The 18,501-nt window shown below is 64.5% G+C and carries 18 protein-coding genes; 8 read left to right on the top strand and 10 right to left on the bottom strand.

Annotation, left to right across the window (positions count from 1 at the left end; genetic code table 11):
* The first annotated feature begins 10 nt into the window (after nt 1–10).
* From RH91_RS16030 to RH91_RS22555, 4 genes are all read left to right on the top strand, one after another.
* The gene (locus tag RH91_RS16030; protein ID WP_010163979.1) at nt 11–307 is read left to right on the top strand and encodes a GIY-YIG nuclease family protein; all 297 of its coding nucleotides are present in this window, start codon (nt 11–13) and stop codon (nt 305–307) included.
* Nucleotides 308–354: 47 nt separating this feature from the next.
* Nucleotides 355–870, top strand: coding sequence for a DOMON-like domain-containing protein (locus RH91_RS16025; RefSeq protein WP_037478883.1), 516 nt, complete (start codon nt 355–357; stop codon nt 868–870).
* 145 nt (nt 871–1,015) lie between these two features.
* Entirely contained in the window at nt 1,016–2,212 is a 1,197-nt protein-coding gene (locus RH91_RS16020; protein ID WP_010163976.1) for an exo-beta-N-acetylmuramidase NamZ family protein, read from the top strand.
* A 170-nt stretch (nt 2,213–2,382) separates the two neighbouring features.
* Nucleotides 2,383–2,541, top strand: coding sequence for a hypothetical protein (locus RH91_RS22555; protein WP_157136955.1), 159 nt, complete (start codon nt 2,383–2,385; stop codon nt 2,539–2,541).
* Between the two features lies 1 nt (nt 2,542).
* Here RH91_RS22555 and RH91_RS16015 read toward each other — a convergent pair whose 3' ends face one another.
* The 9 genes from RH91_RS16015 to RH91_RS15975 all read right to left on the bottom strand — a co-directional run bounded on the left by RH91_RS16015 (nt 2,543) and on the right by RH91_RS15975 (nt 12,477).
* Entirely contained in the window at nt 2,543–3,721 is a 1,179-nt protein-coding gene (locus RH91_RS16015; protein WP_010163975.1) for a vWA domain-containing protein, read from the bottom strand.
* Nucleotides 3,722–3,852: 131 nt separating this feature from the next.
* Nucleotides 3,853–4,416 carry a CHAP domain-containing protein gene (locus tag RH91_RS16010; RefSeq protein WP_010217184.1) on the bottom strand — a complete coding sequence of 188 codons (564 nt, stop codon included), beginning with the start codon at nt 4,414–4,416 and terminating at the stop codon, nt 3,853–3,855.
* 107 nt (nt 4,417–4,523) lie between these two features.
* The gene (locus RH91_RS16005) at nt 4,524–5,378 is read right to left on the bottom strand and encodes an AAA family ATPase (protein WP_010163973.1); all 855 of its coding nucleotides are present in this window, start codon (nt 5,376–5,378) and stop codon (nt 4,524–4,526) included.
* Between the two features lie 113 nt (nt 5,379–5,491).
* The gene (locus tag RH91_RS16000) at nt 5,492–6,157 is read right to left on the bottom strand and encodes a DUF6975 family protein (protein WP_029623970.1); all 666 of its coding nucleotides are present in this window, start codon (nt 6,155–6,157) and stop codon (nt 5,492–5,494) included.
* 284 nt (nt 6,158–6,441) lie between these two features.
* The gene (locus RH91_RS15995) at nt 6,442–7,353 is read right to left on the bottom strand and encodes a PAS domain-containing protein (RefSeq protein ID WP_010163970.1); all 912 of its coding nucleotides are present in this window, start codon (nt 7,351–7,353) and stop codon (nt 6,442–6,444) included.
* A 127-nt stretch (nt 7,354–7,480) separates the two neighbouring features.
* Entirely contained in the window at nt 7,481–9,508 is a 2,028-nt protein-coding gene (rpoD, locus tag RH91_RS15990) for an RNA polymerase sigma factor RpoD (protein WP_010163968.1), read from the bottom strand.
* Nucleotides 9,508–11,391: a DNA primase gene (dnaG, locus tag RH91_RS15985; protein WP_010163966.1), complete on the bottom strand. Its 1,884-nt coding sequence runs from the start codon at nt 11,389–11,391 to the stop codon at nt 9,508–9,510. The genes rpoD and dnaG overlap by 1 nt, the downstream gene beginning before the upstream one ends.
* Nucleotides 11,388–11,798 carry a GIY-YIG nuclease family protein gene (locus RH91_RS15980; protein ID WP_010163965.1) on the bottom strand — a complete coding sequence of 137 codons (411 nt, stop codon included), beginning with the start codon at nt 11,796–11,798 and terminating at the stop codon, nt 11,388–11,390. The genes dnaG and RH91_RS15980 overlap by 4 nt, the downstream gene beginning before the upstream one ends.
* Nucleotides 11,799–12,009: 211 nt before the next feature.
* Nucleotides 12,010–12,477: a GatB/YqeY domain-containing protein gene (locus RH91_RS15975; RefSeq protein WP_029623968.1), complete on the bottom strand. Its 468-nt coding sequence runs from the start codon at nt 12,475–12,477 to the stop codon at nt 12,010–12,012.
* Nucleotides 12,478–12,595: 118 nt separating this feature from the next.
* Between RH91_RS15975 and carA the strand changes: the two genes are divergently transcribed.
* From carA to greA, 4 genes are all read left to right on the top strand, one after another.
* On the top strand, nt 12,596–13,885 hold the full coding sequence (gene carA / locus RH91_RS15970; RefSeq protein ID WP_010163963.1) for a glutamine-hydrolyzing carbamoyl-phosphate synthase small subunit: 1,290 nt from the start codon (nt 12,596–12,598) through the stop codon (nt 13,883–13,885).
* A complete protein-coding gene (locus RH91_RS15965; RefSeq protein ID WP_010163962.1) occupies nt 13,885–14,283 on the top strand; it encodes a ribonuclease E inhibitor RraB in 399 nt (132 codons plus the stop codon). The genes carA and RH91_RS15965 overlap by 1 nt, the downstream gene beginning before the upstream one ends.
* The gene (gene carB / locus RH91_RS15960) at nt 14,283–17,615 is read left to right on the top strand and encodes a carbamoyl-phosphate synthase large subunit (RefSeq protein ID WP_010163961.1); all 3,333 of its coding nucleotides are present in this window, start codon (nt 14,283–14,285) and stop codon (nt 17,613–17,615) included. Before RH91_RS15965 ends, carB begins: the two co-directional genes overlap by 1 nt.
* 85 nt (nt 17,616–17,700) lie before the next feature.
* Nucleotides 17,701–18,177, top strand: a complete 477-nt coding sequence (gene greA / locus RH91_RS15955; protein WP_010163958.1) for a transcription elongation factor GreA — start codon at nt 17,701–17,703, stop codon at nt 18,175–18,177.
* A 44-nt stretch (nt 18,178–18,221) separates the two neighbouring features.
* Here greA and RH91_RS15950 read toward each other — a convergent pair whose 3' ends face one another.
* Nucleotides 18,222–18,455 (bottom strand): DUF4170 domain-containing protein, encoded by a 234-nt coding sequence (locus tag RH91_RS15950; RefSeq protein WP_010163956.1) that lies wholly within the window; start codon nt 18,453–18,455, stop codon nt 18,222–18,224.
* Between the last annotated feature and the right edge of the window lie 46 nt (nt 18,456–18,501).

Below are 18,501 nucleotides of genomic sequence, written 5' to 3'. Positions count from 1 at the left end.
AACGATCGTGATGGACGGGCAAACCTATGTGGACATCATGGCAAGCGGGCAAAACGGCACGCTTTACATCGGATCGACCAACGCTCTGGCGCGGCGTGCATGGGAGCATCGCGAAGGCGTCATCCTCGGATACACGAAGGAATATGGCTGCAAGCTGCTGTTCTGGTACGAGGTTCATGGTGTGGTGGAATCATCGCGGTTGCGAGAGTTTCAAATGAAGTCGTGGAAACGGGCGTGGAAAATTCGCGAAATTGAAGGGCTCAACCCGGAATGGGAAAATTTGTACGACCGGATCGCGCAGCCATGACAGATTCCGCTACTGGGCCCCGGCCTTCGCCGGGGAAGGCATACGGGTTGGTCGCGCATCGGGACAGGCCGCCCAGTGCGGTGCGATCGGTCAGCGCGGAGGTGCTATGGGACGGCGACGAACTGCTCCTGACTTTCATCGTCGAGGGTCTGGAGCACGTCGCGCTTCCCGACCGGGCTGTTCCCTCGCGCACCGACGGCCTCTGGAAGACCACCTGCTGCGAGCTCTTCCTCGCGCCTCCCGGGTCGGACGTCTATTTCGAGTTCAACTATTCCCCCTCGACGCAATGGGCGGCCTATCGGTTCGACTCCTATCGGGCGGGCGGTTGCGATCTTCCGTTGTCGGTAGAGCCACATGTTGATCACGAGTCCGCCGATCTCGCCGTGGTCCGCCAAAACCTGTCCGACCTGCCGCCGGGCCTGCTCCAGATGAGCCTCACCGCCGTCATTGAGGAAACCGACGGCACCAAATCCTATTGGGCGCTGGCGCATGCGCCCGGGCCGCCCGATTTCCACAACCGGGCGACGTTCATCGCAACCCTGCCGGTACCAGCGCACCCTTGACCTGCTTTGCTTCCCCGGCGAAGGCCGGGGCACAGTCGAGGGACGGTTGAACGCAAGACGCAGCGCGCGGTAACGATCACCTTCGCTACTGGGCCCCGGCCTTCGCCGGGGAAGAAAAATCGAGATGGTGCAGGGACCAGACCCCATGAACTTCGGTATCGATCGCCTCCTCGCCGACCCCGCTTTGCGCAAGCCGCTCGAGGGCAAGCGCATCGCGCTGCTCGCGCATCCCGCTTCGGTGACCGCCGACCTGACGCACGCGATCGACGCGCTGGTCGCGGTCGGCGTGAACGTCACCGCGATGTTCGGCCCGCAACACGGCGTGCGTGGCGATCTTCAGGACAATATGATGGAGTCGCCCGACTTCACCGATCCGACCTACGGGATGCCGGTCTTCAGCCTGTATGGCGAGGTGCGCCGCCCGACCGCCGAATCGATGGACCTGTTCGACGTGCTGCTGGTCGACCTGCAGGACCTCGGCACGCGGATCTACACGTTCATCACGACGCTGCGCTATGTGCTCGAAGCCGCCGCCGAACACCGCAAGGCGGTGTGGGTGCTCGATCGCCCCAATCCGGTCGGCCGTCCGATCGAAGGGCTGACGCTGCTGCCGGGCTGGGAAAGCTTCGTCGGCGCGGGGCCGATGCCGATGCGGCATGGGCTGACGATGGGCGAACTCGGGCACTGGTTCGTTGACTTGCTCAAGCTCGATGTCGACTATCAGGTCGTGGCGATGGAAGGTTGGCAGCCCGATGCCGCGCCGGGCTTCGGTTGGCCGGTCGACCGGACGTGGATCAACCCCAGTCCGAACGCGCCCAATGTGATGATGGCGCGGGCTTACCCGGGTACGGTGATGCTGGAAGGCACGTCGCTTTCCGAAGGCCGCGGGACGACCCGTCCGCTCGAACTGTTCGGCGCGCCCGATATCGCGGCACGCGCGGTGATCGGCGAGATGCGGCGGCTCGCGCCCGAATGGCTCGAGGGCTGCCGGTTGCGCGAGATCTGGTTCGAACCGACCTTCCACAAGCACGTCCACCAATTGTGCAACGGCGTCCAGATCCACTGCGAAGGCCCGAGCTACGACCATGCCGCCTTCCGGCCGTGGCGGCTTCAGGCGCTCGCGTTCAAGGCGATCCGGACGCTCTATCCAGAGTATCCGTTGTGGCGCGACTTTCCGTATGAATATGCCTTCGGCAAATTGCCGATCGACGTCATCAACGGCGGCCCGGGCTTGCGGGAATGGGTCGACGATGCGGCTTCGTGCCCAGGCGATCTCACTGCAGTAACGATCGCCGACGAAGCCGCCTGGGCCGAACGTCGCCAAGACTTCCTCCGCTATTGACCGTGTCCTGATCGCTTTACGAAAATAAATTTCGGTTGGTCGTAATTGAGTAACGAGTCGCGGTCATAAGCCGGATTGACGATGGCGCGATGCCGCACCCTCGGTCATGCAGGACTTAGGCGATTCGCGACGGCTGGGGGGTTGTCGGATCGTATCGGAGGGTGGACCAAGTGGAATCAGACCGTCTGTTTTACATGCGCCGGGTCACGGCGGAACGTCTTGCCGCTGCACGCGCCATTACCGTCGAAGCGCGCGAGCGTCGCATGGTGCTCGTGCATTCCTATCTTGCCAAATTGCAGGCGCTGTCGACCGACCTGACCGCCGCCTGAGCTAGCGTTTCCGGGTCAGTTCGCGCATCGCCTCGTCGAGCCCGGCGAGCGTCAGCGGATACATGCGGTCGCTCATCAGCTCGCGGATGATCCGGACGCTTTGCGAATAGCCCCATTGCTGGTCGGGAATCGGATTGAGCCACACTGCGGCCGGATAGGTCGTGGTGAGGCGGTGCATCCACACCGCTCCCGATTCCTCATTGAAATGCTCGACGGATCCGCCGGGGTGGCTGATCTCATACGGGCTCATCGACGCGTCGCCGACGAACACCAGTTTGTAATCATGCCCGAACTTGTGGAGCACGTCCCACATCGGAGTCCGCTCGGCGAAGCGCCGGGTGTTGTCCTTCCACACGCCCTCATAAGGGCAATTGTGGAAGTAGAAGAATTCGAGGTTCTTGAACTCGGTGGTCGCCGCCGAGAACAATTCCTCGCACAGCTTCACCCACGGATCCATCGAGCCGCCGACGTCGAGGAACAGCAGCAGCTTGACCGCATTGCGCCGTTCGGCGCGCATCACGACGTCGAGCCAGCCCTGCCGCGCGGTGCCGTCGATCGTCGCGTCGATATCGAGTTCGTCCGCCGCACCCTCACGCGCGAACTTGCGCAACCGGCGGAGCGCGACCTTGATGTTGCGCGTGCCGAGCTCACGGGTATTGTCGAGATTGCGGAACTCGCGCTGGTCCCAGACCTTGAGCGCGCGCTGGTGCGTGCTTTCCCCGCCGATGCGGACGCCCTCCGGGTTATAGCCGCTGTTGCCATAGGGCGAGGTGCCGCCCGTCCCGACCCACTTGTTGCCGCCCTGGTGCCGCTCCTTCTGCTCGTCGAGCCGCTTCTTGAGCGTCTCCATGATTTCGTCCCACGATCCGAGCGCCGTGATCGCGGCCATTTCCTCCGGGCTTAGATATTTTTCGGCGACCGCGCGGAGCCAGTCTTCGGGGATCTCTGCGGTGGTCTGGCCAAAGATGGTGGCGATGCCCTTGAACACCTTCGAGAAGACCTGGTCGAACCGGTCGAGCAGGCCCTCGTCCTTCACGTACACCGCGCGCGACAGATAATAGAAATCTTCGGGCGTGCGATCGATCACCTCTGCGTCGAGCGCCTCGAGCAGGAGCAGATGTTCCTTGAGGCTGGCCGGGATGCCGGCGGCGCGGAGCTCGTCGAGGAAGTGGAGGAACATGGCTTTATGGTCCGGAACATCACAAAGGTCGCACACGCACGCCATTGCAGACGGGCGCACGGCGCGTCGGCTGGACGACGCTGCGACCTGATGATGACAGACTTGGGCCGTGTAGGACAGCCCGCGCGGCGTCAGCGATAGGCGTCGATCAACGCGCCGACGTAATCGGGATGCCGCCCGGTCAGCTCGCGTGCGGGCCGGACCTTTGCCACCGCCCGGTCGCCGACCGGCTGGCCATAGATGAAGCCGTAGGTCGGAAAGACCGACCCGCCGAGCCCGGCATTGTCGCGGAACCACACCTTCACCACGCTCCAGTCATTGTCGCGCGAGACGTCGGTCAGCGTGACATCCTGTTCGGCATGCCCGCGCTCGCCGTTCATTCGTGACCAGTTGGCGTGCGTCACCATCGCGACGCGTGAATCGACGACCTGGCTGATGACCGCGACATGGCCGAGCGGAAGCCGGCTGGTGCGCGCGAAGACGAGGACGGCACCCGCCTTGGGCATCTCGCCCCGGCGATAACGCCCCGCGGCCTGCGCCCACCACGTCCAGGCATCGCCAAACAGCTGGATTCCGGAGGCGGCACGCGCGAACGGAACGCATTGGCCGACATAATCGAGCAGCGACGACGCGACCGCCGGTGCCGTCACAAGGACCGCACTCAACGCCGTGATCGTCAATCGAATTCCGCGCATCTGGCATCCCGTCGGACACAGCCCGGCGGTTTGCGTAGCGCGAAACGGTGACCGAGTCGTTACCGAATTTCAGCCGCCGTCACCTCGGGGCATGCCGGGGTCGCGCTTCAGCCCTTGTTCTGCTGTCGCTTCGCCATGAACGCGAGACGCTCGAACAGCATCACGTCCTGCTCGTTCTTGAGCAGCGCGCCGTGGAGCGGGGGGATCGCCTTGGTCGGGTCGCGGTTCTGCAGCACGTCGAGCGGCATGTCCTCGTGGAGCAGCAGCTTGAGCCAGTCGAGCAATTCACTCGTGCTCGGCTTCTTCTTGAGCCCCGGCACGTCGCGGACATCGTAGAAGATATCCATCGCGCGGTTGACCAGGATCTTCTGGATGCCGGGGAAGTGGACATCGACGATCGCCTGCATCGTGCCGCGGTCGGGGAATTTGATATAGTGGAAGAAGCAGCGGCGCAGGAACGCGTCGGGCAGTTCCTTTTCGTTGTTCGAGGTGATGATGACGATCGGCCGTTCGACCGCACGCACCGTCTCACGGGTTTCGTAAACGTGGAATTCCATCCGATCGAGTTCCTGCAACAGATCGTTGGGGAATTCGATGTCGGCCTTGTCGATCTCGTCGATCAGCAACACCGGCGGCTTGGGGCGGGTGAACGCTTCCCACAATTTGCCCTTGCGGATGTAGTTGCCGATGTCGTGGACGCGCGCGTCGCCCAACTGCCCGTCGCGCAACCGCGCGACCGCATCATATTCGTACAGGCCCTGCTGGGCCTTGGTGGTCGACTTGATGTTCCATTCGATCAGTTCGGCATCGAGCGCCTTGGCAATCTCATAGGCGAGCACGGTCTTGCCGGTGCCGGGTTCGCCCTTGACCAGAAGCGGGCGCCGCAGCGTCACCGCTGCGTTGACCGCGACCTTCAGATCATCGGTGGCGACATAGCCTTGCGTGCCTTCGAACCGCTTCATCGCGACGCCCTCGTTCGTTTGAATTCCGGGTACGGCGATAGCGGGAATGCGCGCGGTAGCGCAAGCGCGCTCGAAACGAACCCCTGAGGGAGGGGTGTGCGCGGCGGCCTCGGCTAGTGCCGGTCGCGCGCGGTCGCGCGCGCCTCGATCAGGCAAAACAGCCCGCGATGCTGCGCAAACGCCTGTTGCGCGCCGAACCGCATCGCGCGGTGGACCGCCGGGCTCGCGCCCGCCGCCGCACTCAGCCGGACGATCGCACCCTCGTCGGGCAGCTCGCTTTCCGGAATTTCTACTCCGACCCGACCCGCGGCGGTATCGCAGATGCGGCGAAACGTCTGCCAGTCGATCAGCAGCGCGATGGCCGCCCCGGTGGCGCAGCCGAGCCGGTCCGAGCCGGCAAGCGTATCGAAGGCATGTCGAAGCGCGGCGAACGCGCTGTCACTCTCCGCCTGGCCCGGGGTCGAGGGCAGGGGGCCTACCGCGGCGGTCAAGGCGGCGAGATAGCCACGCTCGCCAGCGATGGCGGCGGCGGCATCGTCGACCCAGCGGTGGTCGACGTCGGGAATGCGTTGCCGCGCGGCCGCCTCGAACAGCATGTTCGCGCGCCCGTGCACCGCACACAACGCGTGGATCGCATCGGCAAGATCGCGGCCGGCAGCCCGTGCGCCGAGCAGGCGAGGAACGAAGGGGTGGTGCGCACAGCTATCCGTCCCCGCAAGCGCCACGATCGTACCGGGGACTCCCGCCCCCGAATGTACCCCTGTCGCTGCGGTCGGCATGATCTTCGGTTCGTCCTTCGGTTCGAGTCGCGTCCGCCGTATTGGCAGGACGCCACACCGCTTTGGCGCAAGGCTTATACCGAAGCACGTAAAAACCTGGTTTATGGCAGGTTAAACCTATTTCAACTTAGTCCCGCACAATCCTTGGCGGCAAACGCAAGTTGCTGATCGGCAAAAGATTGCCGGATCGCCTAGACGGTACGAGAAATTGTCTTTCCGTCATCGCCGGTTCTGAAAATTCTACTATAAGGGCAATGTCTTAGCTTGTTGCTTTGCCGGCGGGATCAGCGTGCGCAGACCATGCCGACGATCCGGTCCATGGCGCCGTGCCACACCGGTGCGAAGCCGATCCGGACCTTGAGCGAGCGTCGGGGTGCCTGGGCGAGTGCCGTGTCGATCGCTTCGGCGCGATGGCTTTCAAAGACGCGCTCGATCGTTCGGGCGACCGTGGCACGCTGCGACAGCACAGCCAGTGCTGCAAAGGCGGTCGAACGGAGCATGTCCGCGTCGGACCCGATCATCACCGTGAGCGCCGGCGCCGGCTCCGCGATCGCCCCGGACCGGTCGATCAGCACCAGCGCGATATCCCCCGCCGCCATCATCGCGTCCGCCGCTGCCTGTTCGATCGCGCAGATCCGGGCATGGTCCTGGACGAGCGTATCGTCGCGACCGATCAGCGCGACGCCGCGTCGAGATGGGACAAGCGTGACGGCGAGGACTCGCCCGGCGCGCGCGATCGAACGGAGGTAAAGCGCTTCCGCCGTTCCGGTCATGGCAACCCGCTGGATCGCCGCGGTGAGGACGGGGTGCTGCGCGACCGGGGCGATGCCGGCAAGCGGTTGACCGGGCGCAGCCATCGTCCCGAAATGAAGCCGCGCCGCGCGGCTCGTCGCCGCGATCCTCCCGTCCGCGTCGGCGACGAGAACGATGTCGCCGATCGTATCCAGCAATGGGGCAACGTCGATCGGTTCACTTGTGTCGCTGTCGGGATCGGGGGTGGCTTCCCCACACAACCCGTTGAACGTTTCCATCGCCAGCAGCACGAGGCGGGGCCGGCCGTGCAACAGGACGTAGACCGGCTCTCGCGCGGCGCGTTCCTGCCACACGCCGAAATGTCGAACCAAATTGGAGGCAGTGACGATCCGGTCGGGCGTTGCCGGAAACGCTGCGGGATAGGGGTGGGATGCGGTCGGCATGCGACGGTGATCGCGCAAAGACCGCCGAGGCACCACCGAATGCCGCCAAACCGGATGCAATTGCTATTGCGCGTCGTGGCCATGCGACTGGACGACGATGGGGTCTCCATCGCCGTCCGTCACCGGCTTACTGGTCGAGGAACGACCGCATCTTGCGGCTGCGGCTCGGATGCTTGAGCTTGCGCAACGCCTTCGCCTCGATCTGACGAATACGTTCGCGCGTGACCGAGAACTGCTGGCCGACTTCCTCAAGCGTGTGATCGGTGTTCATCCCGATCCCGAAGCGCATGCGCAGCACGCGTTCCTCGCGCGGGGTGAGCGAGGCGAGCACCCGCGTGACGGTCTCCTTGAGGTTCGCCTGGATCGCGGCATCCACGGGGATGATCGCGTTCTTGTCCTCGATGAAATCGCCGAGATGCGAATCCTCCTCGTCGCCGATCGGCGTTTCAAGGGAGATCGGCTCCTTGGCGATCTTCATCACCTTGCGAACCTTCTCGAGCGGCATCGACAGACGCTCTGCCATTTCCTCGGGCGTAGGCTCGCGGCCCTGTTCGTGGAGGAACTGACGGCTGGTGCGGACCAGCTTGTTGATCGTCTCGATCATGTGGACCGGAATGCGGATCGTCCGTGCCTGATCCGCGATCGAACGTGTGATCGCCTGACGGATCCACCACGTCGCATAGGTCGAGAACTTGTAGCCGCGGCGATACTCGAACTTGTCGACAGCCTTCATCAGGCCGATGTTGCCCTCCTGGATGAGATCCAGGAACTGCAGACCACGGTTGGTGTACTTCTTGGCAATCGAGATGACGAGCCGCAGGTTCGCCTCGACCATTTCCTTCTTGGCGATGCGCGCTTCGCGCTCGCCCTTCTGGACCATGTTGACAATGCGGCGGAACTCGCCGAGCGCCATGCCGGTCGCCTGGCTGATCTCGCTGATCTCGACGCGGATGCGATCGACCGCTTCGCCCTCGTTGGTGACGAACGCGGTCCACTTCTTGTCGAGCTTGGCGACGCTCGGCAGGAACTGCTCATCGAGCTCATGGCCGATGTAGCGGTCGAGGAAGTCCTTGCGCGGCACCTTGTGACGCTCGGCGAGGCGCAGCATCTGGCCACCGAGCGCGGTGAGGCGACGGTTGAAGGCGTAGAGCTGGTCGACCAGATATTCGATCTTGGCGTTGTGGAACTGGACGCTCTCGACTTCGGCGGTCAGCTCCTCGCGGAGCTTGTGATACTTTTTCTCGTCGCTGCTCGACAGCTCGCCGCCGCCCGCCATCGCGTCGAGACGCGATTGCTGGATCTTGGAGAACTTCTTGTAGAGCGCGGTGATGTTGGCGAAGCGCTCGAGCGCGATCGGCTTGAGCTGCTCTTCCATCTGCGCGAGGCTGAGGGTGTTGTCCTCTTCCTCGTCGTCCGACGCACGCGGGGTGCGGCGCTCGCCGTCCTCGTCCTCGTCGACCGACGGCTCCTCGGGCTCGGCTTCTTCCTTGAACGATGGCCCTGCGTTCTTTTCCGAAATCTCGCCGTCGCCTTCCTCGGCTTCGGCCATCGCTTCCGGCGCGGGGTCCTTCGACAGCATCGCATCGAGATCCATGATCTCGCGCAGCTGCATCGTGCCTTCGTTGAGCGCGGTCGACCAGTCGATGATCGCGTTGAACGTGATCGGCGATTCGCACAGACCCAGGATCATCGTGTCGCGACCCGCTTCGATCCGCTTGGCGATGGCGATTTCGCCCTCACGGCTGAGCAGCTCGACCGCGCCCATCTCGCGCAGGTACATGCGGACGGGATCGTCGGTGCGGTCGACGATTTCCTTCTTCTTGACGTCGAGCGCGGGGCCGGCGTCTTCCGACGAGTCTACGGGTTCCGCATCGTCGTCGTCTTCGGCCTTGGCCGGCTCGTCGCCGTCCTCGCCCTGCTCGTCATTCTCGACGATGTTGATGCCCATCTCGCTGAGCGCGGCGCTGATGTCTTCGATCTGGTCGGACGACATCTCGCCCTGCGGCAGCGCCTCGTTGAGCTGTTCATAGGTGATGTACCCGCGCTTCTTCGCGCGCGCGATCACCTTCTTGATCGAAGCGTCGTTCAAATCGATCAGCGGTGCGTCGCTCGACTCGGTCGTATCCGCAACGTCCGCCATATCCGTCTTCGCCATCAACTGCCCTCGGTCATAAAGCTTCTTGCGTCTTCGTTCGACTGCACCAGATTTGCAAGTCGCGCGTCGAGCGTCTGTTTTTCCTTCACCAGCGCAACTTGGCGGGCAAAGGCCTCATCCGAACACTCCAGCTGCATCGCAGCGGTTGCCTCAGCCAGCGCGGCGTCGACTTCTGGTCGCGCCACCAGGATCGCGATCGCCTCGTCGAGGTCCTCGCGCGCCCGGGCCGGCTCGGCATCCTTCTGCGTGAACGAACACGACAATCGGTCGGGTCGCAGCAGATCATGCGCGATACTGTCAAATCCGGATGAAGCCAATATGGTGAGCAAGCGGTCACTATCAAGCACATGGTCTTCGACCGCGAGATCGACCACCGCCTCGAACAACCGCCCGAGCGCATCGTCGCCGAGCTTCAGGCTCCCCAGCACCTCCATATGCCGTGCGATTTCCGCCGGATGGCGGATCAGCCCGGCGAGCACCGCCTTGGCGAGGATCGGATCGATTCCGCGGGTACGGACCGATTTGACCCCTTCGCCGACGGGAAGATGCGGCGCCTTATACGCCTTGCCGGGCTTTCCGCGCTGGAACGGCTGGAACGGCGCGCGCGGTTCGAAGGGCTTGCGTTGCGGGCGGAAGGCTTCGTCGAAGCGCGTGCGGAACTCCGCCTGATATTCGTGCGCGACGTTGCTGTCGGCGATCGTCTTCGCAAGATCGGCGAGGCGTGCCTTGAGGCCCGCCTTCTGCTCGGGTGTGTCGAGCGGCTCGGCGGCGAGCTCGCTTTTCCACAGCCGGTCGACCAGCGGTTCGGTCTGCTGAAGCAACGCCTCGAACGCGCCCGGCCCCTTCGCGCGGACGAGATCGTCGGGGTCCTGCCCCGCGGGCAGGGTGACGAACGCAAGGCTGCGCCCGGGCTGGAGCAGCGGGAGCGCGCGGTGCGCGGCACGCAAAGCCGCCTTCTGCCCCGCGCTGTCACCGTCGAAGCACAGGATCGGGACTTCGCACAACCGCCACAGCCGCTCGAGCTGCGGCTCGGTCAGCGCGGTGCCGAGCGGGGCCACCGCCTCGCCGAACCCCGCCTGCGCGAGCGCGATCACGTCCATATAGCCCTCGACCACCAATACGCGGCCGGTCTTGCGCGAGGCGGGCGCGGCACGGTCCAGATTGTAGAGCGTGCGGCCCTTGTCGAACAAAGGGGTTTCGGGCGAATTGAGATATTTGGGCTCGCCGTCGCCGATGATGCGGCCGCCAAAGGCAATGGTGCGCCCGCGCGGGTCGCGGATCGGAATCATCAGGCGGCCACGGAAGCGATCGTAGGGGACCTTGTCGTCGACCTTGATCAGCAGACCGGCCTCGATCAGCAGCGGGTCGCCATAGTCCTTGAGCGCGGTCTTGAGTCCCCCACGCGAATCGGGGGAGAAGCCGAGCCCGAAGGTCCGCGCCGTCTCGGGTTTGATTCCGCGCTTGGCGAGCACCCCGCGTGCGGTCGCGCCCGCCAGGCCGTCGAGCTGCTCGGTGAACCAGGTCGCGGCATCGGCGCACGCTTCGTGGAGGCCCTTGGCGGCTTCCGCTTTCTCCGCGGCGCGCGGATCCATCGCGGGGAGTTCCATCCCCGCGGTCTGCGCGAGCTCCTTGACCGCATCCATGAACGGCAGCCCGCGCTGCTCGGTCATCCAGCGGATCGCGTCGCCGTGCGCCGAGCAGCCGAAGCAATGGTAGAAGCCCTTGTCGTCGTTGACGTAGAAGCTCGGGGTCTTCTCGTTATGGAACGGGCAGCACGCACGCCACTCGCGCCCCGCCTTCTGGAGCTTGGTGGTCTTGCCGACCAGGCCGGACAGCAGCGTGCGGCTGCGGAGTTCGTCGAGGAATTGGGGGGAGAGGGTCATGCGATGGGGGCCTTCGGGGGAGGCCCCCCTACACCCCCGTTCGTTTCGAGCGAAGTCGAGAAACCTGCGATGGTGCCGGGTTTCTCGACTTCGCTCGAAACGAACGGTTGGGGGTTGGGCATACGTTCCCTCGGTGGTTTGGCGAAATGGGAGAGCATCGACCAGTTCCCCGCTATCAGCGCCTCTTTCTTTGCGCGCGACCAGCCACCCACAATCCGCTCGGCGTCAAGGGCCTCCAGGCGGGTCGGGAAATATTCGCTCCACACGAGTTCGACAGGCATGCGGCGGGAGGTGAAGTCGCAATGGCCGCCGGTCTGGTGCTCGCCGATCCGGCGGTCGAGCGAGTCGGTGTGGCCGGTGTAATAGGCACCGTCTGCACATCGTAGCATGTAGGTCCAGAAGGCCATGCGGTATTGTGCCCCACGCGCCCGGGAAGAGTCGAGCGCGGGGATGGCGGGTGCCGGGGTTCTCGACTTCGCTCGAAACGAACGGTTGGCGAGTGGCACGATTTGAGTGGCGAGTGGCGGGGCTTCGGTCTGGCAGGAAAGGGTTAGGGGCGGGGCACCCCCCACCCCCCGTTCGGTTCGAGCGAAGTCGAGAACCCCGCGCTACCCCCGGTTACGTCAGCGCAGCCTTCACCGCAGCGCTCGCCTTGCTCATGTCGATCTCGCTCGCATGGCGCGCCTTCAGCTCCGCCATCACGCGGCCCATGTCCTTCATGCCGCTCGCGCCAAGCTCGGTCTTGATCGCCTCGATCGCCGCCGCGGTCTGCGCCTCATCGAGCTGTGCGGGCAGGAACTGCTCGATCACCGCGATTTCCGCGCTCTCCGCATCCGCCAGCTCCTGGCGCCCGCCCTTGACGTACATCTCGATCGACTCGCGGCGCTGCTTGATCATCTTCTGCAGCACCTCGACCACGAGCACATTGTCGTCGTCCGGCGCCTTGCCCTCGCGCGACTGCGGCGCGCGTGCCTCGATGTCGCGATTCTTGATCGACGACTGCACCAGCCGGAGGGTTGCGGTGCCCGCCTTGTCGCCGCCCTTCATCGCGGTGATCAATGCAGCCTTGATGTCGTCTCGAATCATGTGTCGTCCTTTTGCTGGGGCAGGAGGGTAGCGGGTTTATCCGATTGACGCACTGCCCATCCCCCTCTAGCTCCCGGCGCTTAGCGACATCGAAACGAAAAACGGAGTGCCCGCCGCAATGGCCGACGCCAATCCCATGACTGCGCCCGACGGAGCCACCGGCGTTCTGGTGCTATCCACTGGCGAGATCGTATGGGGCAGGGGGTTCGGCGCGGAAGGTGCCGCCGTCGGCGAAGTCTGCTTCCACACCGCGATGACCGGCTATCAGGAAATCATGACCGACCCGAGCTTTGCGGGCCAGATGATCACCTTCACCTTCCCGCATATCGGCAACGTCGGCGCGAATGCGGACGATATCGAGGCGGATGATCCCCACGCGCTCGGCATGATCGTGCGCGAGGACGTGACCGAACCGAGCAATTTCCGCAGCACCGAGCGACTCGATGCGTGGATGGCGAAGCACGGGCGAATCGGCCTGTCCGGCGTCGATACGCGCGCGCTGACGCGCCGGATCCGTAGCGGCGGCGCGCCCAACGGCGTGATCGCGCATGCGGCGGATGGCGTGTTCGACGTCGCCCAGCTGCTCGACATGGCGCGTGCGTGGCCGGGGCTCGAGGGCATGGACCTCGCGCTCGGGGTCAGCACCGAGATGCATTATGGCTGGGGTGCCGAAACCGCCGGCGGCACGTGGAAGCTCGGCAAAGGCTATGACACCTCTTCCCCCCTCCCCTTCAGGGGAGGGGCCGGGGGTGGGGCCGTGCAGCCCACCGACCCCGCGATTTCACACGACAGCCCCACCCCAAACCCCTCCCCTGAAGGGGAGGGGCTTCAGAAGACGCGGCCGCATGTCGTTGCGATCGATTACGGCTCGAAGCGCAACATCTTCCGCAACCTCGTCGCCGCCGGCGCGGACGTCTCGGTCGTCCCCGCGCAGGCGAGCTTCGACGACATCATTGCACTCTCCCCCGACGGCATCTTCCTGTCGAACGGCCCGGGCGACCCCGCCGCGACTGGCGAATATGCCGTGCCCGTGATCCAGCAGCTGCTCGACACCGGCAAGCCGCTGTTCGGCATCTGCCTCGGCCACCAGCTCCTCGCGCTCGCGGTCGGCGCGAGCACGACCAAGATGTTCCAGGGCCACCGCGGCGCCAACCACCCGGTCCAGCGCCTCAGCGACGGCGCGGTGGAAATCACCTCGATGAACCACGGCTTCTCGGTCGAACGCGCCACGCTCCCGCCGACCGCCCGCGAAACGCACGTCTCGCTGTTCGACGGCTCCAACGCCGGGATCGAACTCACCGACCGCCCCGCGTTCAGCGTGCAATATCACCCCGAAGCGAGCCCCGGCCCGCAGGACAGCCTGTATCTGTTCGCAAAATTCGTCTCATCCCTGAAAGCACCGGCATGATGAACCTCCCAGAAGTCCCGCAAGCCCGGCTCGAAGAAGAGTGGGCCGCCGACAAGGACGTGCTCGCCAGCCTCAAGGAAAGCGGCGACATCGCGCATCTCGTTCGTCCGGTCGACGTCAGCTTCCGCGGCGACGACGCGGCGCTCGACAAGCTCGAGGCGGATGCCGAGGACCTCGGCTTCGAAGTGATCGAGCGCGAAGAGGATGAGGAAGGCGAGATGTGCCTGTTCCTCGGCTGCGAGCAAGCCGCCGACGAAGCCTCGATCCGCGCGCTGACGCGCAAGTGCGTCCAGATCGAACTCGCGTACGGCGTCGAATATGACGGCTGGGGCTGCACGTCCGAGGACGGCACCGATGACGACGCGGACGACACCGAAGAAACCGGACAAGCACACTAATGCCAAAACGTACCGACATCTCCTCGATCCTCGTCGTCGGCGCGGGGCCGATCGTCATCGGGCAGGCGTGCGAGTTCGATTATTCGGGCACGCAGGCGATCAAGGCGCTCAAGGAAGATGGCTATCGCATCATCCTGGTGAACTCGAACCCCGCCACGATCATGACCGATCCCGAGCTGGCGGACGCGACCTATATCGAGCCGATCACGCCCGAGATCGTCGCGAAGATCATCGAGAAGGAGCGTCCCGACGCGATTCTGCCGACGATGGGCGGGCAGACCGCGCTCAACACAGCGCTGGCGCTGTTCAACGACGGTACGCTCGAGAAATACGGCGTCGAGATGATCGGGGCGGATGCCGAGGCGATCGACAAGGCCGAGGACCGGATGAAGTTCCGCGACGCGATGACCAAGATCGGTCTCGAAAGCGCGCGTTCTGGGATCGCACACAGCCTCACCGAAGCGTTCGAAGTGCTTGAGCGGACTGGACTTCCTTCGATCATCCGGCCGAGCTTCACGATGGGCGGCACCGGCGGCGGGATCGCGTACAATCGCGAGGAATTCGAAACGATCGTACGCTCGGGGCTCGACGCTTCGCCGACGACCGAGGTGCTGATCGAGGAATCGCTGATCGGCTGGAAGGAATATGAGATGGAAGTCGTGCGCGACCGCGCCGACAATGCCATCATCATCTGCTCGATCGAGAATATCGATCCGATGGGCGTCCATACGGGCGACTCGATCACCGTCGCGCCTGCGCTGACGCTGACCGACAAGGAATATCAGATCATGCGCAACGCGAGCATCGCGTGCCTGCGCGAGATCGGCGTCGAGACGGGCGGGTCGAACGTCCAGTTCGCGGTCAATCCCAAGGACGGGCGCCTGATCGTGATCGAGATGAACCCGCGCGTGTCGCGCTCCTCGGCGCTCGCGTCCAAGGCGACCGGCTTCCCGATCGCCAAGGTCGCCGCCAAGCTGGCGGTCGGCTATACGCTCGACGAGATCATGAACGACATCACCGGGGCTACCCCTGCGTCGTTCGAGCCGACGATCGATTACGTCGTGACCAAGATCCCGCGTTTCGCGTTCGAGAAGTTCAAGGGCGCCGAAGCCGTGCTGTCGACCGCGATGAAGTCGGTCGGCGAAGTCATGGCGATCGGCCGCAACATCCATGAAAGCCTCCAGAAGGCGCTCCGCGGGCTCGAGACCGGCCTGTCCGGCTTCAACATGATCGACCGCCTCGAAGGCGCACCGCGCGCCGAGATCGAGGCCGCGCTCGCGCTCGCAACGCCGGACCGGTTGCTGGTTGCAGCCCAGGCGCTCCGCGAGGGCTTCACCGTCGCCGAGGTGCATGCGCTGGCGAAATACGACCCGTGGTTCCTCGAGCGGATCGCCGAGATCGTCGCGGCCGAGGAGCAGATCTGCGCCAACGGTCTGCCGATCGACGGGCCCGGGATGCGGCGTTTGAAGTCGATGGGATTCAGTGACAAGCGTCTCGCTTATCTTGCTCTGAAATCAGCGAATTTGCGCGGTAACGCACGTGGTATCGCGCGCGGGTCGGGGCTGGTGCACGACGCGATCGTCGCGATGACCGGTGGCGTGACCGAGGCCGAAGTGCGCGCTCTGCGGCATCGTCTGGGCGTCCGTCCGGTGTTCAAGCGGATCGACACCTGCGCGGCGGAATTCAACGCCAAGACGCCGTACATGTACTCGACCTACGAAGCCCCGAGCTTCGGAGAGCCCGAGTGCGAGAGCCAGCCGACCGACCGGCGCAAGATCGTCATCCTCGGTGGCGGGCCGAACCGGATCGGACAGGGGATCGAGTTCGATTACTGCTGCTGCCATGCGTGCTTCGCGCTCGCGGATGCGGGCTATGAGACGATCATGGTCAACTGCAACCCCGAGACGGTGTCGACCGACTATGACACGTCCGACCGCCTGTACTTTGAGCCGCTGACCGCGGAGGACGTGCTCGAAATCCTCCACGTCGAGCAGCAGAACGGCACGCTGGTCGGCGTGATCGTCCAGTTCGGCGGGCAGACCCCGCTCAACCTCGCGCAGGCGCTCCAGGACGCAGGCATCCCGATCCTCGGCACCTCGCCCGACGCGATCGACCTGGCGGAGGACCGCGAACGGTTCGCGGCCCTCATTAACAAGCTCGGCCTGCTTCAGCCCGCCAACGGCATCGCGCGCAGCCGCGACGAGGCGATCGCGGTCGCCGAGCGGATCGGCTACCCCGTGTTGATGCGCCCGAGCTACGTGCTCGGCGGGCGCGCGATGGAGATCGTCGACGGGCCGCTCCAGCTCGACAATTACATCCAGACCGCGGTCCAGGTGTCGGGCGACTCACCGGTGCTGATCGACCAGTATCTGCGCGATGCGATCGAGGTCGATGTCGACGCCATTTCGGACGGCACCGATGTCGTCGTCGCGGGCGTGCTCCAGCATATCGAGGAAGCCGGCGTCCATTCGGGCGACAGCGCCTGCTCGATCCCGCCGTACAGCCTGACGCCCGCGATCATCGAAGAGATCGAGAAGCAGACCGCCGCGCTCGCCAAGGCGCTGTCGGTGGTGGGCCTCATGAACATCCAGTTCGCGGTCAAGGGCGGGCAGGTCTATCTCATCGAGGTCAACCCGCGCGCCAGCCGCACCGTGCCGTTCGTCGCCAAGGCGATCGGCGCACCGATCGCCAAGATCGCCGCGCGCGTGATGGCGGGGGAAAAGCTCGCCAACCTGCCCGTGATAGATCGGCACATCGATTATTATGCGGTCAAGGAAGCGGTGTTCCCGTTCAACCGCTTCCCCGGGGTCGATCCGGTGCTGTCACCCGAAATGAAGAGCACGGGCGAAGTGATGGGGATCGACCCCGATTTCACGCTCGCCTTCGCCAAGTCGCAGCTCGGCGCGGGGACGATCCTGCCCAAGGCGGGCGCGGTGTTCGTCAGCGTCAAGGATACCGACAAGCCGGTGATCCTGCCGGGCGTGCGTGCGCTTGCCGGGCATGGCTTCACGATCGTCGCGACCGGCGGCACCGCGGATTACCTCGCGGGGCAGGGTGTGCCGGTCGAGCGGGTCAACAAGGTCGCGCAGGGGCGGCCGCATATCGTCGACCGGATCAAGGATGGCGGTATCGCGTTGATCTTCAACACGACCGAGGGCTGGCAGAGCCTCAAGGACTCGCAGCCGATCCGCGCCTCCGCGCTGCAATTGAAGATCCCCTACTTCACGACGGCACCCGCGAGCGTCGAGGCAGCACAGGCAATCGTCGCGCTTTCGACGCGCAGTCTTGAAGTGCGACCGTTACAATCCTATTATTCCTCTTCGCACCATTGATCCCGACATATTGAAACAGTGCGGGCGCGCCCTCCTAGGAGGGTTCGCTTGATAAGGGATTGTTCGAAGACAAAGGGTTTAAGGGATGGCTACCGTCGAAAAGATGCCGATGCTGCAGGAAGGCTATGAAACGCTGAATGCAGACCTGAAACGGCTGAAGGCGGAACGCCCGACGATCGTGGATGCGATCGAAGAGGCGCGCGCGCATGGCGACCTTTCGGAAAACGCCGAATATCACGCCGCCAAGGAGCGTCAGGGCCAGATCGAAGCGTCGATCAGCGATATCGAGGACAAGCTTGCGCGTGCGCAGGTCATCGATCCGCTCGAACTGTCGGGCGACAAGGTCGTGTTCGGCGCGACCGTCACGCTGATGGACGAGGACGACAAGCCCGTCACCTACCAGATCGTCGGCCAGACCGAGGCGAACGCCAAGGGCGGCCGCATCTCGTACAACTCGCCGCTCGGTCGCGCGCTGATCGGGCGGAAGCTCGATGACGAGGTCGAAGTCACCGTTCCGTCGGGCGACCGCTACTACGTCGTCTCGAAGATCGAATTCATCTAACAAAAAGGCCCGCCGTGCAGATGCAGGGCGGGCCTTTTTTTGGTTCAGGCAGCGGTGCCCGGCTTGAGCAGATCGGGCTCGAGCAGACGGTGCAGATGCACCACCACGAACTTCATCTCGGCATCATCGACCGTACGCTGCGCCGCCGCGCGCCACGCCTTTTCGGCGCTCGCATAATCTGGATAGACGCCGACGATTTCGATCGAGGCGGTATCGACGAAGTCGACTCCGCGCGGATCACGGACGCGGCCGCCGAAGACTAGGTGCAGTTTGCTCATGGTATTGGGTTCCCGAAGACAGCAGGGTCGCGCTTCTCATAGGCAC

This window comes from Sphingomonas sp. PAMC 26617 (assembly GCF_000242835.1).
Taxonomy (GTDB): Bacteria; Pseudomonadota; Alphaproteobacteria; order Sphingomonadales; family Sphingomonadaceae; genus Sphingomonas.
Note: the sequence above shows the minus strand (reverse complement) of the source record. Positions and strands in the feature narration are given on the sequence as shown.

Excerpts from the sequence above, each read along its gene's own strand:
- RH91_RS16000 (WP_029623970.1), bottom strand. The coding sequence starts at position 6,157 with ATGCCGACCGCAGCGACAGGGGTACATTCGGGGGCGGGAGTCCCCGGT.
- RH91_RS15980 (WP_010163965.1), bottom strand. The coding sequence starts at position 11,798 with ATGGCCTTCTGGACCTACATGCTACGATGTGCAGACGGTGCCTATTAC.
- RH91_RS15975 (WP_029623968.1), bottom strand. The coding sequence starts at position 12,477 with ATGATTCGAGACGACATCAAGGCTGCATTGATCACCGCGATGAAGGGC.
- RH91_RS15950 (WP_010163956.1), bottom strand. The coding sequence starts at position 18,455 with ATGAGCAAACTGCACCTAGTCTTCGGCGGCCGCGTCCGTGATCCGCGC.
- greA (WP_010163958.1), top strand. The coding sequence starts at position 17,701 with ATGGCTACCGTCGAAAAGATGCCGATGCTGCAGGAAGGCTATGAAACG.
- RH91_RS16020 (WP_010163976.1), top strand. The coding sequence starts at position 1,016 with ATGAACTTCGGTATCGATCGCCTCCTCGCCGACCCCGCTTTGCGCAAG.
- RH91_RS15995 (WP_010163970.1), bottom strand. The coding sequence starts at position 7,353 with ATGCCGACCGCATCCCACCCCTATCCCGCAGCGTTTCCGGCAACGCCC.
- RH91_RS15965 (WP_010163962.1), top strand. The coding sequence starts at position 13,885 with ATGAACCTCCCAGAAGTCCCGCAAGCCCGGCTCGAAGAAGAGTGGGCC.
- RH91_RS16005 (WP_010163973.1), bottom strand. The coding sequence starts at position 5,378 with ATGAAGCGGTTCGAAGGCACGCAAGGCTATGTCGCCACCGATGATCTG.
- RH91_RS16030 (WP_010163979.1), top strand. The coding sequence starts at position 11 with ATGGACGGGCAAACCTATGTGGACATCATGGCAAGCGGGCAAAACGGC.
- carB (WP_010163961.1), top strand. The coding sequence starts at position 14,283 with ATGCCAAAACGTACCGACATCTCCTCGATCCTCGTCGTCGGCGCGGGG.
- carA (WP_010163963.1), top strand. The coding sequence starts at position 12,596 with ATGGCCGACGCCAATCCCATGACTGCGCCCGACGGAGCCACCGGCGTT.
- RH91_RS16010 (WP_010217184.1), bottom strand. The coding sequence starts at position 4,416 with ATGCGCGGAATTCGATTGACGATCACGGCGTTGAGTGCGGTCCTTGTG.
- rpoD (WP_010163968.1), bottom strand. The coding sequence starts at position 9,508 with ATGGCGAAGACGGATATGGCGGACGTTGCGGATACGACCGAGTCGAGC.
- dnaG (WP_010163966.1), bottom strand. The coding sequence starts at position 11,391 with ATGACCCTCTCCCCCCAATTCCTCGACGAACTCCGCAGCCGCACGCTG.
- RH91_RS16015 (WP_010163975.1), bottom strand. The coding sequence starts at position 3,721 with ATGTTCCTCCACTTCCTCGACGAGCTCCGCGCCGCCGGCATCCCGGCC.